Annotated in this window: 12 protein-coding genes and 5 pseudogenes; 3 read left to right on the top strand and 14 right to left on the bottom strand. The window is 69.7% G+C overall.

Annotation, left to right across the window (positions count from 1 at the left end):
- Positions 1 to 33: 33 nt before the first annotated feature.
- From ACHMW8_RS03000 to ACHMW8_RS02970, 7 genes and pseudogenes are all read right to left on the bottom strand, one after another.
- The gene (locus ACHMW8_RS03000) at positions 34 to 225 is read right to left on the bottom strand and encodes a hypothetical protein (protein ID WP_125155443.1); all 192 of its coding nucleotides are present in this window, start codon (positions 223 to 225) and stop codon (positions 34 to 36) included.
- Positions 226 to 312: 87 nt separating this feature from the next.
- Positions 313 to 936, bottom strand: a complete 624-nt coding sequence (locus ACHMW8_RS02995) for a pyridoxamine 5'-phosphate oxidase family protein (RefSeq protein ID WP_395444690.1) — start codon at positions 934 to 936, stop codon at positions 313 to 315.
- 64 nt (positions 937 to 1000) lie between these two features.
- The gene (locus ACHMW8_RS02990) at positions 1001 to 1432 is read right to left on the bottom strand and encodes an OsmC family protein (RefSeq protein ID WP_125155444.1); all 432 of its coding nucleotides are present in this window, start codon (positions 1430 to 1432) and stop codon (positions 1001 to 1003) included.
- A 101-nt stretch (positions 1433 to 1533) separates the two neighbouring features.
- Entirely contained in the window at positions 1534 to 1755 is a 222-nt protein-coding gene (locus ACHMW8_RS02985) for a DUF5961 family protein (protein WP_125155445.1), read from the bottom strand.
- Between the two features lie 132 nt (positions 1756 to 1887).
- A pseudogene (locus ACHMW8_RS02980) lies at positions 1888 to 2222 on the bottom strand (hypothetical protein).
- On the bottom strand, positions 2146 to 2337 hold the full coding sequence (locus ACHMW8_RS02975; protein WP_395445881.1) for a hypothetical protein: 192 nt from the start codon (positions 2335 to 2337) through the stop codon (positions 2146 to 2148). Before ACHMW8_RS02975 ends, ACHMW8_RS02980 begins: the two are co-directional and overlap by 77 nt.
- A 61-nt stretch (positions 2338 to 2398) precedes the next feature.
- Positions 2399 to 3649: pseudogene (locus tag ACHMW8_RS02970) on the bottom strand (M10 family metallopeptidase C-terminal domain-containing protein); the annotation flags it as partial.
- A gap of 502 nt (positions 3650 to 4151) precedes the next feature.
- Between ACHMW8_RS02970 and ACHMW8_RS02965 the strand changes: the two are divergent.
- Positions 4152 to 5366, top strand: a complete 1215-nt coding sequence (locus ACHMW8_RS02965; RefSeq protein WP_125155447.1) for an OmpA family protein — start codon at positions 4152 to 4154, stop codon at positions 5364 to 5366.
- A gap of 241 nt (positions 5367 to 5607) precedes the next feature.
- Here the strand turns inward: ACHMW8_RS02965 and mnmD are convergent.
- The 3 genes and pseudogenes from mnmD to motA all read right to left on the bottom strand — a co-directional run bounded on the left by mnmD (position 5608) and on the right by motA (position 8828).
- Positions 5608 to 7390: pseudogene (gene mnmD, locus ACHMW8_RS02960) on the bottom strand (tRNA (5-methylaminomethyl-2-thiouridine)(34)-methyltransferase MnmD).
- Positions 7391 to 7483: 93 nt separating this feature from the next.
- Positions 7484 to 7831, bottom strand: a complete 348-nt coding sequence (locus ACHMW8_RS02955) for a hypothetical protein (protein WP_125155449.1) — start codon at positions 7829 to 7831, stop codon at positions 7484 to 7486.
- Between the two features lie 130 nt (positions 7832 to 7961).
- Positions 7962 to 8828, bottom strand: coding sequence for a flagellar motor stator protein MotA (gene motA, locus ACHMW8_RS02950; protein WP_125155450.1), 867 nt, complete (start codon positions 8826 to 8828; stop codon positions 7962 to 7964).
- Positions 8829 to 9030: 202 nt separating this feature from the next.
- Between motA and ACHMW8_RS02945 the strand changes: the two are divergent.
- Positions 9031 to 10345, top strand: a pseudogene (locus tag ACHMW8_RS02945) (MFS transporter).
- Positions 10346 to 10380: 35 nt separating this feature from the next.
- Here ACHMW8_RS02945 and ACHMW8_RS02940 read toward each other — a convergent pair.
- Positions 10381 to 11025, bottom strand: coding sequence for a helix-turn-helix domain-containing protein (locus tag ACHMW8_RS02940; RefSeq protein WP_125155452.1), 645 nt, complete (start codon positions 11023 to 11025; stop codon positions 10381 to 10383).
- A 153-nt stretch (positions 11026 to 11178) separates the two neighbouring features.
- On the opposite strand from ACHMW8_RS02940, the gene ACHMW8_RS02935 reads away from it, so the two are divergent.
- Entirely contained in the window at positions 11179 to 11505 is a 327-nt protein-coding gene (locus tag ACHMW8_RS02935; protein ID WP_395444689.1) for a nucleoside transporter, read from the top strand.
- A 117-nt stretch (positions 11506 to 11622) separates the two neighbouring features.
- On the opposite strand, the gene fixJ is transcribed toward ACHMW8_RS02935, so the two are convergent.
- The 3 genes and pseudogenes from fixJ to ACHMW8_RS02920 form a co-directional block, all read right to left on the bottom strand.
- The gene (gene fixJ, locus ACHMW8_RS02930) at positions 11623 to 12252 is read right to left on the bottom strand and encodes a response regulator FixJ (protein ID WP_125155454.1); all 630 of its coding nucleotides are present in this window, start codon (positions 12250 to 12252) and stop codon (positions 11623 to 11625) included.
- Positions 12245 to 13724: pseudogene (locus ACHMW8_RS02925) on the bottom strand (PAS domain S-box protein). The gene fixJ and the pseudogene ACHMW8_RS02925 overlap by 8 nt, the downstream one beginning before the upstream one ends.
- A 261-nt stretch (positions 13725 to 13985) precedes the next feature.
- A complete protein-coding gene (locus ACHMW8_RS02920; RefSeq protein WP_395445880.1) occupies positions 13986 to 15545 on the bottom strand; it encodes an amino acid ABC transporter ATP-binding/permease protein in 1560 nt (519 codons plus the stop codon).
- Positions 15546 to 15689: the final 144 nt, after the last annotated feature.

Raw genomic sequence — 15689 nt, 5'->3', positions numbered from 1 at the left:
GACGAACCGGCGTTCGCTTCGTCGGAAAATGCTCTAGATGGGCTCGCTGATCGGCTGGAAGCTGGCCGGGTCCAGCCCCTCGTCGACGCCCTTCACATAGAGGCCTTCGGCGTGGTGATGGTAGTCCTCGACCTCGTAGACCTGGCCCGAATAGACGCCCAGGTGCGGCAGGCTCACCCCGGTGCGCAGCAGCATGTCGCCCTGGCGGAAGATGCGTTCGCTCATCGTGGCTCCCTCTCGTGACGACGGAACGTGCGGCGCCGGAGGCGGCGGCGCCAAGACACGAGTTCGTCAGCTTCCGAAACGGAACGTCTAGGCGGGGCCGAGGCGCTCGCGGAGCTGCTGGTTTTCCGCTTCCAGCGCGGCCAGCCGGTCGCGCAGGGGCGCGACCGCGCGGGCGATCTCGGCCTCGGTGAAGCGCGGGATGATGTGCTGTGGGCAGTTCCAGTCGAAGGCGGCCAGCCGCAGGCGGAAGATCCGTTCGGGCCGGGCGCGGTAGCCGGGGACGCTGACCCGCGCCAGCAGGTCGGGCTCGGCGTCCAGCGCCAAGCGCTCGGCGTGGGCCAGAATCTTCAGGCGGGCGCGGCGGGGATAATCGACCAGGATCAGGGCCAAGCGGTCATTGGCGTCGAGGTTGCCGGTGCTGATGTACTGGCGATTGCCCGCGTAGTCGGCGAAGGCCAGGGTCGTCTCGTCGAGCACCTTGAGAAAGCCGGGCGGGCCGCCGCGGTGCTGGACATAGGGCCAGCCGGTCTCCGAGACGCTGGCCATGTAGAAGCTGTCGCGCTCGGCGATGAAGGCGACCTCGTTGGGCGTAAAGGCCTCGGAGACGCGATCGACCGCGCCGGGCGTCCACAACTGGTCGACGCCCATCTCGGCCTGGGCCGCGCGCACGCTGGGCGAGCTGGCCAGGTCCAGGAAGCTGTAACGGCTCACGGCGCGATCTCCCGGCGTCGCGCCCAGCCTGAAACGGGGAGGGAGCGCGACACCGGGCAGGATCCTATTCGGTCAGGCTGGCGTCGAGGGTGATCTCGGCCTTGAGCAGTTTGGAGACCGGGCAGCCAGCCTTGGCCTTGGCGGCCAGTTCCTCGAACTGGGCCTGATTGGCGCCGGGGATGCTGGCCTTCAGGGTCAGGTGCGAGGCGGTGATGGCGTAGCCGCCCTCGACCTGTTCCAGGGTGACCTTGCAGGAGGTGTCCATGCGGTCGGCCTTGAGGCCCGCCTCGCCCAGGATCAGCGACAGGGCCATGGTGAAGCAGGCCGAGTGGGCGGCGGCGATCAGTTCTTCGGGATTGGAGCCGGGCTGGCCCTCGAAACGGCTGGCGAAGCCGTAGGGATAGTCCTGCAGGGCGCCGCTCTCGGTCGAGATCGAGCCCTTGCCGTCCTTGATGCCGCCGCTCCAGGCGGCCGAGCCGCTTCTGACGATCTTCATGTCGGTGTCTCCAGTGGGGTGTTGGACGAGGTCAGGGGGTGTCGAAAGCGTTGCACCACGGCGCGGCCGCGGCGGCTTGAAGGAAACCGCTTTTCTTGCGCTCAGGCGCTGGCGCAGGGCTCGGTCTCGCCGGTCGCCAGGTCGACGCGGAAGCACTGCTCGCGCCCGGTGTCCTCGTCGCGCACGAGGATCGCCAGCTCGTCGCTGTCGACGTCGTGGGCGAAGTCCTCGACATAGGCGACCGCCGCCGCTTCGGGGCTGGTCTCGTCGATCGAGCGGGCTTGGTGGCCATGCAGATGCAGGGCGCGGGCGGTGAAGGTCATGATGGTCTCCTCGGGCAGGAGAAACGCGCCGGGGCCGCTTTCGGATTCATGAGATGCGAAAACGGCGGCGAGCCCGAAGCCCGAAGCCCGCCGCCCGCCCCCCGCCGTGGGGCGTGACGGGAGGTGCTGACCTCAGATCAGATTGTATTCCGGCTTGGCGTAGATCCCGATCAGGTCGACGCCATAGACATTGTGCGTCACCTGGTCGGCGAAGAAGGCGTCGGCCGACTTGGCGTAGACGCCGACGTGCTCGGTCTCGCCGCGGCCAGCAGCCAGCCGACCATGGCGGCCTTGGTCCCCTGACCGTTGGCGCCGTCCTGACCGTAGTAGGCCATGTAGCTGGCGCGGGTCATGGTCCAGCCGCCGACCACGACGGTGGTGTCCAGCAGGTCATGGACCTTTTGGTCGGTGGGCGCCGCGCCGAAGATGGTCGCATAGGCTTTCTTGGTGGCGTCGAAGAGGGTCAGGGACCCGTAGGTGGCCGTGAAGGTCGCGGCGCCTTTCGCCGTTCTTGCCCAGATTGACAGCGAAGTTGATGAAGCGGTTCACCGTGTCGAACGACTGGTAGTAGGCGCTGTTCAGGGTGTTGGGGTTCGCGCCGTTTCGGGTCGACGAGATAGTCCATGCCCGCGGCGGTCGGGGTCTTGCCCGTGAAGAACTGGTAGGAGAGGGCGGCGACCGCGCTGGTGTTCACCGTCGCCTTGACGACCAGGCCGATGGCGTCCGTGTAGCTCGTCCCGGAGGCCATGGCGCCGGCGATCGACTTGGTCATGGCGTCTGCGCCGGTGCTGAAGGTCTGCAGGCGCAGGACGCTGGCCATGGCGGAGGCCACCCGGCTGTCGACCAGGGCGACCGCGCGGTCCGAGAACTGCAGGTTCTCGATATTGATGGCGGTGTCCGAGCCGTCGGTTCCGGCGTTGTCCTTGATCTGCCAGCCGCCATTGGCCAGGGCGCTGACGGCGTAGGACGCGAACTTGCCGGCATAGGCGGCGGTGTCCAGGCCCGCGCCGCCGTCCAGGACGTCATTGCCCGAGCCGCCGGTGATGCGGTTGGCCACCGCGTTGCCGGCGATGGTGTCGGCCGCGGCGCCGCCGATGGCGTTCTCGATGGCCGCGCCGATGGCGATGGTGACGTTGCCGGTCAGGCCGCCCACGCTGGAGAAGAAGCCTTCACGCAGGTCGATCGTCTGGGCGACCTTGTAGCCGGAGAAGTCGAAGGTGTCGGTCCCGCCGGCGTCCCACGCGGCGAAGACCAGCTTGGTCGACGACGAGGTCGCCGAGAACCAGTCGCGCTCGGCGTTGGAGTTGAAGCCGTAGACCGTGTCGCCGGTGCGGGTGGTCCTGTTGGCGCCGTAGGCCAGCTGGGCCGCGGCGATGTCGTCCAGCAAGGGCGAGGCGGCGTAGGCGCCGCCGAACGCGCCGCCGGTGTTGGATTCGCTGAAGTAGGACATCACCGTGTACTGACGGCTATCCTCGTAATAGTCGGCGTCGGCGCTGTAGGTGATCGCGGTGGCCGCGCCGTCGGCGTTGTAGTCCGACGGGTGGGCCAGGCCGATGGCGTGTCCGATCTCATGGACCAGCACCATGCCGCCGTAGTTCGAGCCGTTCGGGTTGCTGTTGTAGCCGAGGCTGGAATTGATCCAGACGTCGCCCGAGCGACTGCTGGGCTGGGCGTTGCCCGGATAGTAGGCGAAGGCGGCCGAGCCGGACTCGCCGCTGCCATAGTCGCCGAACAGGATGGCGGCGTCGTCGCTGTAGGCGGTCGCGCCCGTGGTTCCGGCGCCGACCCGCACGAACTTGATGTCGGCCACGTCCGACCAGGCCTGTAGGGCCTTCTCGGTCTGGATGATCTGGGCGGCGTTGAACTGCGAGAAGCCCGAGGTGTCGCTGGGCATGGTGGTCGGCGCGGTGGCGCGGAAGGCATAGGTCACGCTCGCGCCGACGTGCAGGGCCGGACCCCAACCCGGTTCGCCGCGCAGCAGCTGGGAGGCCGCCTCGGCCACCGTCAGGCTTTTCTTGCCCGCCACGACGCCGTCGCGAGCGTCGGCGTTGACGAAGGCGTTCGGGGGACTGATCGCCCGTAATCATCACGGGTTCCTGGCCGGCCTCGGGAAACGTTTCAATGCTCACGGACATACTCCACTCGCCCCACGCCGGAAGTATGTAGAGAGGGCATTTCTCCTGCAATCTCCGCTACTTGCGACATGTGCGCGCACTTCTCTGGCCAAGCTAAGCTTTGCCGGGGCGCCGGCGCGTCCGCGACGTTTTTCGCAATTGACCGCGTTTTGTGGCTTTTTCGCCACACCCAAAACCGTGAAGTGCGCGTTTGTCGTGCTGAGGTCCCGGGGACATGTCGGGCTCGAGACATACTACAGAGACTAGAGAGGGTTTTTAGACATGAATATGCGGTTGCTTGCCGGCGTCGCCTTGGTCGCGCTCGGCGCGGCCTCGGGTGCTTCGGCTCAAAGCGCCCTGAGCGGCTTCTATGTCGCGGGCGATGTGGGCTACCACGAGCCGAAGGACGTCAAGGCCACGTCCTCGAACGGCTATCAGTGGAATTTCTCGGGCGACAAGGACTGGGCCGGCTTCGCTCGCCTGGGCTACAAGTTCTCGCCGAACTGGCGCGTGGAAGCTGAATACGGCTATCGCCCCAGCGACCTGAAGAGCGTCCGCGGCAACGGTCTGGCCGGCGCTCAGCCGATCGGCCTCTGCACGCCCGGCGTCGGCCGTTCGGCCGCCTCGCCGGACTGCGGTGAGCTCGACGGCAGCCTGAAGGCCACCACCCTGATGGCCAATGTCATCTTCGACCTGGCTCCCGGCGGCACCTTCAACCCGTATATCGGCGCCGGCGCCGGTACGGCCTGGGTTCACAACAAGGCCTATGGCCAGCTGTCGGGCGTTCCGGCCGGCGGCGCTCGCTTCCAGAACACCAACTTCGACGACGTCGACCAGGCCTTCGCCTATCAAGGCATCGTGGGCGTGGGTTGGAACTTCGCTCCGAACTGGTCGATGGACCTGACCGGTCGCTATCTGGAAACCAAGAACCTCAAGTGGGGCTCGGTGACCCAGAACACCGGCCCGGCCGGTGGTTCGATCACGGACGTCGGCACCTTCTCTGGCAAGTACAAGGACGCTTCGGTGACCCTGGGTCTGCGCTACACCTTCGGGTCGCCGCCGCCCCCGCCGCCCCCGCCTCCGCCCCCGCCGCCCCCGCCGCCCCCGCCCCCGCCGCCTCCTCCGCCCCCGCCGCCGATGCCGGCCGCTCCGGCCTATGAAGCGCGCGAGTTCGTGGTCTACTTCCCGTTCGATCAGTACGTGCTGACGCCGGAAGCCCAGGCGGTGGTCCAGCAGGCCGCCGAATACGCCAAGGGCGGCAACGCGACCAAGGTCGTGGTGACGGGTCACACCGACACCTCGGGTTCGGACCGCTACAACCAGAAGCTCTCGGAACGCCGCGCCAAGGCCGTCGCCGATGGCCTGGTCAGCCAGGGCCTGAACGCCACGGCCGTGGCTGTCGACTGGAAGGGCGAAAGCGCTCCGGCCGTCGCGACCGGCGATGGCGTCAAGGAACCGCTGAACCGCCGTTCGACGGTCTCGATCAACTTCCAATAAGGAAGTCTCGATCGACGGAATTGGGGGCTGGCCGCGAGGCCGGCCCCTTTTTCTTTGGCGGGGCAAAAACGGAAAGACGCTCCCGATGGGGCGTCGGGAGCGTCCGATCCGGCGGACCAAGAGGGCGAAGGACCGCCGTAATGGGGCCGGCAAGAAGGGGGCGCCAGCCTCATCGGTAGATTTGAACGGGTAGGAAGCGCTGGCGGCAAAGGGTCCGTCGCGCTCCGATAACCGTGTTCGATTATACGCCGATACCCGTGTCAGGCGAGTCGAAACGGCCAGACTCGGTCAGGTGCGACAATTGGCGCGGCAAGGGCGAGGGATGGCCCAGCAACTTGGCGACCAGGTGCTCGGCCAGCAGCGGGGCCAGGCAGAAGCCGCGCGAGCCCAGCCCGGTCAGAACGAGCAGGCCATCGTCGCGGATCCCCGCCAGCGGCAGACGGTCCGGCGTCGTGGCGCGCACCGCCGCGCGGCCTTCGAAGGTCTTGCCCGCCAGGCGCTCGGCCAGGTCCGGCAGACCCTTGGCCAGGGTGTCGAGGTTGCGGGCGTGGTCCTCGGGACGGATGTCGACGGCGGTCTGGTCGCGGTCGTGGGTGCGCGCCGAACAGGACGCCGTCACGGGTCGGCACGGCATAGCCGCCGAAGGCCGTCGCCGAGGTCGTCTCGCCGGCGGTCCAGCTGGCCTGGCCGCGCACGGGCTTCAGGGAGATCTGGGGGAGAAGGTCAGCGCTCGCGGCGCCGCCGGCCACGGCCACGCGGTCGGCGGCCACGATCAGGTCGCCGGCTTCGTCCAGCAGGCGCCAGACCCCATCCTGTTCCGACCCGTCGCGCTCCAGGCGGGCGACGCGGCGGCGGAGAATCTCGCCGCTCCAGGCGCGGGTGACGACGGCGGGCTCGATGACCAGGGCGCGGGTCATGGCCAGGGCGTCGCCGCGCATGAGCATGGCCCCCGGCTCGAACAGGTCCTGGTCGGCGACGGTGGCGAAGCGGGCCGGATCGCGCGGGCTGGCGGGCAGCTGCAGCACCTCGCGGGCGATGATCGCCCCGGGCTCGGCGTCGTACAGGGCCGCCGCGCGGGCGAGGGCCTGGGCGTAGAGCGCCGCGCGCGGTCCGCCGCCGGCGTCGAGCGCGGGGGTGACCAGGGCGGCGGGGTTGCCCGAGGCGGCGACGCGGTCCGGATCGTCGACGACGGTGACGGCGAGGCCTTCGGCGCGGGCCGCGCGCGCCAGCGACGCGCCGGCGATACCACTGCCGATGATCGCCAGGGTCTGGGGCCGCGGCGCGGGCTCATGCTCGCCCATTTCGCTCAAGGGGGGCAGCCAGGCCTCCAGCCGCTCCCGCTTGCGGCCGAAGCCGGGGCGCTTGGCGATCTCGAAGCCGGCGGCTTGCAGGCCGCGCCGTACGGCGCCGGCCACGGTGAAGGTCGCCGCGCGGGCGCCCGACGCCGAGCGGCTGGCGACGGCGGTCAGCACCTCCTCGCGCCACATGGCCGGGTTCAGCGCGGGGGAAAAGCCGTCCAGGAACCAGGCGTCGGCCGCGCCGTCCCAGGCTTCCAGCGCCGGGATCACGTCCATGACCGCGAGGTCCAGGGTGGCGTCGAAGCCGGGCAGGTCCACGCGGTGGAAGCCACGCGCGCGACCCGGCCAGTGGTCCAGCAGCACCTGGGCCGCCGCGCCCAGCTCGGGCCAGTGGGCGAGAATCCGGGCGGCCTCGTCGCGCGCCAACGGATGGGCCTCGACCGAGAAGATATGCAGGCGGCCGGCTCCTTGTTTCTCGCGCCGCCAGAGGTCGAGCAGGGCGGCGATGTTCAGGCCAGAGCCGAATCCAAGCTCGCCGACCGTGAAGTCTGGTTGCCGCCCGAACCGCTCTGGTAGGCCGCAGCCGGCCAGGAACACGGCCCGCGTTTCGGCCAGGCCGTCGACGCTGGAGAAGTAGACGTCGCCGTAAAGGCTGGACTGCGGCAGGCCGTCCTCGCGCCAGATCAGCGGCGAGCCTGCGGGACTGGAAGACGCGGTGGGATCCATCGGCCTGCTAGAGCGCCGCGGGGCGGCGGGCGTCAACGAAAAGGGCCGCCCCAGCGGAGCGGCCCTTCTGGATTTCCCAAGAATGGGGCGCGCCTAGTGCCCGGCCTTCTTCTCTTCCGGCTTGGCGGCGGTGGCGGCGTCCGCCGCGGCGGTGGCCGAGGTCGCGGACGGCGTCGAGGTGGCGCCCGTGGCGGCGGCGTCCGCCGCCGTGTCGGCCGGATCGGCCGGCGCCGCGGCCGCGTCAGCGGCGGCCTTGTTGGCGTCGGCGGCGGCCTGGTCCTTGGCCGAGGCGGCGTCGGTCACGGTGCTGGCGTCGGCGGCGGCGGCCTTGGCGGCTGCGCTGTCGCCCTCGGCTTCCTCATGCTTGCCGCACGCGGCCAGCGACAGGGCCGAGACGGCCACGCCGGCGATCAGGAGTTTGCGAAGCATCGTGGTGTTCATGCGGATTTCCCCTAGCGGCGGACGCCGTCGCCTTGTCGACGACGACTTTGCGCTGAAGGAATACCGGTTCGAAAGCGGGCGCAAGTTACGAGGCGCTAACCTCAGGCTCGGGAGTGGCCCTCGGAAGCGGCTATTCGTTCGGGATCTGCGACAGCGCCTCTTCCAGCTCGGCGAAGCTGGGCTGGGCGGGCGAGGGCACGTTGCCGCGGCCGATCTCGACCGAGATCTGGGCGGCGTTGCCGTGCAGGTGGGCGACCAGAACGGCCTGGATGATCTTGTAGAAGGCTCCGTCCTCGTTGACGACGGCCTGCAGGCGCGTGGCCATCGGGCCGACGATGCCATAGGCGATGAACACGCCGAGGAAGGTGCCGACGAGGGCGCCGCCGATCATGCCGCCCAGGACGGCCGGCGGTTCGGTGATCGAGCCCATGGTCTTGATGACGCCCAGCACGGCGGCGACGATGCCCAGGGCGGGGAGGGCGTCGGCCATGCTCTGCAGGGCGTGGGCCGGCTCGAGCGCCTCGTGGTGGTGCTTTTCGAGCTGCTTTTCCATCGCGTCCTCGACCTGGTGGGGATCCTCCAGGTTCATGGTCATCATCCGCAGGGTGTCGCAGATGAAGTCGACGGCGAAGTGGTCGTGGGTGATCTTCGGGTAGCGGGCGAAGATCGTGCTCTCGTGCGGCTTTTCGATGTGGCTTTCCAGGGCGATGACGCCCTTGGACTTCATCGTCTTGGTCAGCAGGAACAGCAGGGACAGCAGGTCGCGATAGTCGGACGGCTTCCACTTGGGGCCTTTGAAGATCTTGCCGAAGCCGCCGGCCGTGCCCTTGATGACGACCATCGAGTTGGAGATCAGGAAGGCGGCGACGGCGGCGCCGAGAATGGCCATCAGCTCGTGAGGGGCGGCCTCGATGATGACGTCCAGCTTGCCGCCACCCATCAGGTAACTGCCGAACACCATGCCGAAGAGCATGACGATGCCGATGATCTGGAACATGGTGGCTAGACCGACCCCGAGAATGAAGCCGCATCATCGGGGTTAATGATTAAGCCAACGTTTTCGCGCCGGCGCTCCTGGCCCATGACGTGCGATACATCGTGCTTGAAGCTTGCCGGCGCGCGCCACGCTACGACCTAAAAATCGGACATCGCCGTTCTGGCGCTTCCATCGGAACCGGAGGCGGCCTAACAGTTGTTTGATGACTGGGGAGTCCAAAGAGGCCCGGGCCAACCGGGCGCCGTTCGCGATCCTCTTTGGCGTGTCGGTGGCGACCGCCATGGGGAACAACGGCATGCTGTCGGTGCTGCCGGCCATCGGCCGCCAGATCGGCATTCCCGACGCCATGGTCGCGGCCATCTTCTCCCTCTCGGCGGTGCTGTGGGCGATCACCTCGCCGCTGTGGGCCCGGCAGTCGGACCTGCGCGGGCGCAAGCCGCTGATCCTGCTGGGCCTGGGCGGCTTCTGCGTGTCGATGCTGCTGTGCGCCCTGGTGGTGTCGGCCGGCCTGCATCACCTCGCCCCGCCGCTGGTGATCTTCGTCGCCTTCCTGCTGTGCCGGGCGCTGTTCGGGACCTTCGGCTCGGCGGCCAATCCGGCCACCCAGGCCTATATGGCCGAGCGCACCAGCCGCGAGGAGCGCACCCAGACCATGGCCACCCTGGCCGGGGCCTTCGGCCTGGGCACGGTGGTCGGCCCGCTGCTGGCCCCGCTGTTCGTGCTGCCGGGCGTCGGCCTGGCCGGACCGATGTTCGCCTTCGCGCTGCTGGCGGCGGTGATGCTGGTCGTGGTCCAGCGCGGCCTGCCGGAGACCTTCAAGCCTGGACGCGGCGAGACCCCGCCCCGCCGACGTCTCGGCGTGCCCTGGCGCGGCGAGAGCGCGGCCCTGTGGCGCGATCCGCGCCTGAAGCCCTTCCTGATCTTCGGCTTTCTCGTGGCCGCCTGCCAGACGGCCCAGACCCAGACCCTGGGTTTTCTGATCATCGACAAGCTGGGACTTCCGCCGGTCAAGGCGCAGGGCTTCATCACCCTGGCCATGGCCGCCGGCGCGGTGGCGGCCCTGCTGGCCCAGTGGGGCCTGATCCGCATGTTCCGCATGGGGCCGCGCGACCTGATGCGCTGGGGCGTGGGCTGCGCGGCGATCGGCAATATCGTCGTCGCCTTCGCGCCGGACTACGCCGCCGTCGCCATCGGCTACGCCATCGCCAGCCTGGGCTACGGCTTCGCGCGCCCGGGCTTCACGGCCGGCGCCTCGCTCTCGGTCGAGGCCAAGGATCAGGCCGGAGCGGCCGGCGCCATCGCCGCCATCAACGGCCTCAATGTCGTGGTCGCGCCCCTGTTCGTGCTGCTGTACGAGCGCATCGGCTGGGGGGCCGTTCATCCTGAACGCGGCCATCCTGGCGGCGCTGGTCGTCTACGCCCTGCGCGAGGCGACCCTGCGCGAGGTGGACAAGGGCGGCGCGCGGGAAGAGGCCACGATCGCGGGGCTGGAGCGGACGGACGAGGGCGGGGTCTGACCGTCAGACGAAGGCCTTGCCTGGGCGGATTTGGATCAGTCGACCATCCGCTCCAGCGCCCGACGATCTTGCAGCACCACGCACCGCACGCTGGGCAGGGCGATCAGTCCCTCGTCCTGCAAGGCCGTCAGGGTCCGCGACACCGTCTCGATCGTCAGACCCAGATAGTCGGCCATGTCCTGGCGGCCCATCGGCACGTTCAGCTCGGCGCGGGCGTGGGTGCGTTCGGCGATGTCCAGCAGCAGGCCGACGACCCGCTCCTGGGCGGAGCGACGGCCCAACATCAGCACGTGATCCTGGGTGCGCTGCAGGACCTCGCCGGTAAGGCGGAACAGGGCTCGGGCGGCGTCGCTGCGCGTGGCGGCCAGATCGCTGAGCGCTCCGCGCCGGATCATCCGGATGCTGGCGTCGGTCAGGGCCTCGGCCGTGATGCGGTGGGTGTCGCCCATCTCCAGGCCGAAATACTCGCCGGCGAAGTGGAAGTCGTCGATCTGGCGGCGGCCGTCGCGCAGGATGCGGTAGGTCCGAACCGCGCCGGTGACCACCTGATAGACATAGTCGGCGGCCTCGCCCTCGCCGAAAATCTCCTCGTCGCGCGAGAAGCGCGGGCAGGCGCCCGGAATGGCCAACACGGAGTCGAGGACGCCAGGAGCAGTGTCGATGCGAAGCGGAGACAGCATGGAAAGACCCTTCAGTTGATAGGGTCATGCGCCTATTCCCACCGTCGCGATATTCGGGAGCCGCGCCTAAGGAAACACCCTTACGCGGGTATGCGGGTGGCGTGTTTGAGGCGGATCAACCCATGTGGACGGGTGTCCAGGCAAGATGGCTTCATGTCGGATCGCCCCCTCATTCTGCTGCTCGTCGAGGACGAGCCCCTGCGCGAGGCGTTGCGCTTCTCGCTGGAGACCGAGGGCTATGCGGTAGGGACGCGGCCGGATGGGAGACCGGCCGCGGCGGTGGTCATCGACGATGATCGGGAGGACTGGCCGGCGGTGGGGGAGAGCCCGACGATCGTGCTGACGGGCGACGCCGAGCGGCTGCTGCGGCGGGGCGTGCGGGGCGTGTCGCTGGTGGAGAAGCCCCTGCTGGGGGATGCGTTGAGCGTGAGACTGAGCGAGGTGCTCAAAGCCAGCAAAAGCCTGTCAGCCCGGCCATAGCGAAGCTTGGAGTCGGGACCCAGGGGATGACGAAGCGTCGTGTGCGCAGCCCCTCGGTCCCGGACAGCCTCCGCGAGGCTTCCGGGATGACGAGAATCGGAGAGTTGAGGGGGAGGTTCACGCGCCCCCACGCACCGACAGCGTCATCCGCACCAGCGCCGCCAGGTTGTCGGCCTGCATCTTGGTCATCAGCTTGGCGCGGTAGATCTCGACCGTGCGCGGGCTGATGCCCAGTTCGCGGGCGATGACCTTGTTGGCGTGGCCGGCGACGACGCCGTCCAGCACCTGGCGCTCGCGTTCGGACAGGGTCTCAAGGCGATGCAGGATGGCGGCCTGGTCGTCGGTCACCGGAGCGGCCTCGGCGGCCTTGATGGCGCGTCCGAGCGCGTCCAGCATGCGAGCGTCCGAGAACGGCTTCTCGATGAAGTCCACGACGCCCGAGCGCATGGCTTCGACGGCCATCGGGATGTCGCCGTGGCCGGTGATCATCACGATCGGCATCTTGACCTTCAGGGCCGCCAGGCGCGCGACCAGCTCCTGGCCGCTCATCTCGGGCATGCGCACGTCGGTGATCACCACGCCCGGCTTGGCGTCCGGCAGGGCCTCGAGGAACGCCGGGGCGCTGGCGTAGGCGACGACCTCGAAGTCGGCGGACTCCAGCAGGAAGGCCAGCGACTCGCGGGCGCTCTCGTCGTCGTCGACCACATGCACGACGGCGGTCGGGGTCGCCTGGGGAGCGTCACTCATCGACGGGTTCCTTCTTATGATCGGCGGGCGGCAGGATGAAGCGGAACAGCGCCCCGCCGCCGGGATTGGCCTCGGCCCAGATGCGGCCGCCATGGGCTTCGATGATCGAACGCGAGATCGACAGGCCCACCCCCATGCCCTGCGGCTTGGTGGTCATGAACGGCTGGAACAGCCGCTCCAGCACCTCGGGCGCGATGCCGGGGCCGGTGTCGGCGACGCTGACCTGTGACCAGCCCTGGTCGGTCACGGCGCTGGTGATGGTGAGCGCCTTCCGTCGCGCCCCGCTCTCCTGCATGGCGTCGATGCCGTTGCGGATAAGGTTCAGCAACACCTGCTGCACCTGGACCCGGTCGGCATAGACGGCGTCTGCGGCCGGATCCAGGGAGAGACGCACATCGACCTGCCGGTCGCGCTCGCCGATCAGGGCCAGGGCCGAAGCCTCCTCGATCAGCTTGGACAGGCTCTCGTCGGCCCGCTCGCTGGCCCCGCGGCGGACGAAGTCGCGCATGCGGTGGATGACCTCGCCGGCCCGCAGCGCCTGGGCGGCGGCCCGGTCGATGGCGTCGCGGACCTTGGCCTGGTCGGCCTCGCGGCCCCGGTCGATCAGGCGGCGCGAGCCGGTCAGGAGGTTTGCGATGGCCGACAGCGGCTGATTCAGCTCGTGGGCCAGGGTCGAGGCCATCTCGCCCATGGCCGTCAGGCGCGAGACGTGGACCAGCTCGTTCTGCAGCTCCTGCAGGCGGGTCTCGGTCTCCTGGCTCTGGGTCAGGTCGCGGATGAAGCCGGTATAGGAAGGCATCGGTCCCTTGGTCTCGCCGACCGCCAGCTCCATCGGGAAGGTCGAGCCGTCCTTGCGCTGGCCGACCACGACGCGGCCGACGCCGATGATCCGCTTGTCGCCGGTGCGGTGGTAGCGCTGGATGTAGTCGTCGTGTGCGGCCGCGTGCGGCTCGGGCATCAGCAGGCTGACATTCTTGCCCAGAACCTCCGAGGCGGTCCAGCCGAACATCCGCTCGGCGGCGGGACTGAACGAGGTCATCAGGCCGTCGCGGTCGATGACCACCACTCCGTCCGGCACGGTGTTCGAGGATCGAGCGAAGGTGGTCGTTGACCGCCGCCTCCCGCCGCCGCGCGGCGTGGAACCAACCGCCCCCGACGGCCATGCCGAAACCGACCGACAGGAAGATCGCCGCGCACAGGCCGCTGACCAGGTTGAACGGGATGTCGCGCGTCACCCACCAGACGCTGGCCCAGGCGAAGGTGGTGGCGAAGGCGCCGGGGCCCAGGCCGCCGAGCGCGGCGCTGACCAGAACCGCCGGCACGAACAGCAGGAACGACGAGGGGGCGGTGAACGCCGCCGGTAGATACAGGCGCGCGACCGCCGTCGCCATCACCGCGGCGAAGGCGGCCAGATAGGCGGTGGGGTGCGGATCGCTATAGAGCGTCGAGGACAGGCCTCGGGCTGGCTTCATCGGTGTTCCCAGTCTTGAGGTCCTTATAGCCGGACGGGTTTGAGCCAGGTCAAGGCGCGGTCATTGCGTAGGTCCGAGGCTAGATGTTCCAAACAACAGGAGCGTTCGAATGTCGGACGGACAAATGGCGTATCTGGGTCTGGTGATCGCGGCGTTCTCGGCGTTCGCCGTGGTGCTGTTCGTGACCTATATCCGGGTGAACATGAAGTAGGAGCCTTCGGCGCTCGGAGCTTCCCAAAGGCTCGCCATCCCGGCTCCGCGCTACGCCTCGGCTGGGATGGCGAGCTTTTTCGCGTTTGGAGCGTTCGCGCCCATCTCCACCCGCCGTCCGCAGACCGCCGTCGGCGCCGCGCGGTGGCTGACCAGCACCAGGCCCTGGCCGGTGCGGTCCAGGCGCTCTCGAAGCCGGTCCACCACCAGCATCTCGGTCGCCGCGTCGAGGCCCTCGGTGGGCTCGTCCAGCAGCAGCCACGGCGCATCCCGCAGATAGGCCCGCGCCAGGGCCAGGCGTCGGCGCTCGCCGCCGGACAGGCGCTCGCCGTCGTCACCGAGATAGGCGGCCAGGCCTTGAGGCGCGGCGCGGATGCGATCGGCCAGGGCGGCGGCTTCCAGGACGTCCCAGAGCTGGGCGTCGGTCGCCTTGGGCGCGGCCAGGCGGAGGTTGTCGCGCACGGTGCCGGCGATCAGGCCGGCGTCCTGCGGCAGCCAGGCGAAGGTCGAGCGGGGGAGGGCGGCTTGGCCGCGCAGGCCCAGCAAGGCCTCGACGGCGCTGGTCTTGCCGCAGCCGGACGGGCCGACGACGGCCAGACGTTCGCCGGGACGCAGGGTCTGGCCGAGGATCGTCACGCTGGGCGGCGTCTCCGGTCTCGGCGCGATCGCCTGAGGGCGATGCCGCAGGATCATGTCCAACCGGTCGCGAGCCTCCCGCGCCGCGCCGTCCTGGTCGAAGGCGTGGGCCAGGCCGGCCAGGGCGTCGACGCTCATGGCGGCGGCCAGGCCCGCCAGGGCGGCCAAAGGCGCGCCGGCCGGGGCGGCGCTGACGACGGCGGCGGCGACCGCGACGCCCAGCAACGTGGCTTGGCTCATCAGGATCAGGCCCTGGGCGCGGGCGGCGGCCAGCCGCGCGGCGTCGAGCTGGGCGGCCCTGGCGTTCAGCGTCTCGCCGGCCCAGGCGTCCAACCCGTAGGCGCGCAGCTCGGCCGAAGCGGCGACGAGGGCGGCGGTGGTCTCCTTCAGGGCTCCGACCCTGGTTTGAACCGCGGCGCGGGCGGGCGTGGAAAAGCGCCTGGCCACGGCGCGGGCGATCAGGATCGCGGCGCCGGCGGCCAGCAGGATCACGAGGGCCGGGAGCCAGCCCGCCAGGGCGGCCATCACCAGGCCAGAGCCCAGGCCGGCGACCGCGCTCCAGGGAGCGGAGAGACGGACGAAGCGCGTCTCGATGGCGTCGACGTCCTGAACCAGGCGGGCGGAGGCCTCGCCGCGCGACAGGGTCAGCGATTGGGACGGGGGGGCGGCGGCCAGGCTCTCGAACACTGCCGGGCGGATGGCGGCCAGGGCGCGCAGGGCGGCGGCGTGACCGCTCAGGCGTTCGCCATAGCGGGCGGCGGTGCGCAGGATGGCTAGCAGCCTGATCATCGCGCTGGGGATCAGCACGTTGAAGGCATGGGCGGCGGCCACGCCCGCCAGGCCGGCGGCGGCGCTGGCGACGATGAACCAGCCGGACAGGCCCAGCAGGATCGTCGAGGCTCCGCCCACGACCACGGCGCTGGCGATCGCCAGCCGCAGGGCGCCGGCGCGCTGGCGCTTCTGGGCGCGGATCAGGTCGTTCGAGGGGGCTGGTCACAGGCGGATCACTTGGTCGGCGAGGGCGGCGACGGCCTCGGAGTGGGTGGCGATCAGGGTCGTGCGGCCCTTGGCGGCCGCGCGGATGGCGGCCAGCATCCCCTCTTCGGCGAGCGCGTCGAG

Source organism: Caulobacter sp. UC70_42 (genome assembly GCF_044056025.1).
Classification (GTDB): domain Bacteria; phylum Pseudomonadota; class Alphaproteobacteria; order Caulobacterales; family Caulobacteraceae; genus Caulobacter.
The sequence above is the reverse complement of the archived record's forward strand: the minus strand, read 5'-3'. Positions and strand labels throughout refer to the sequence as shown.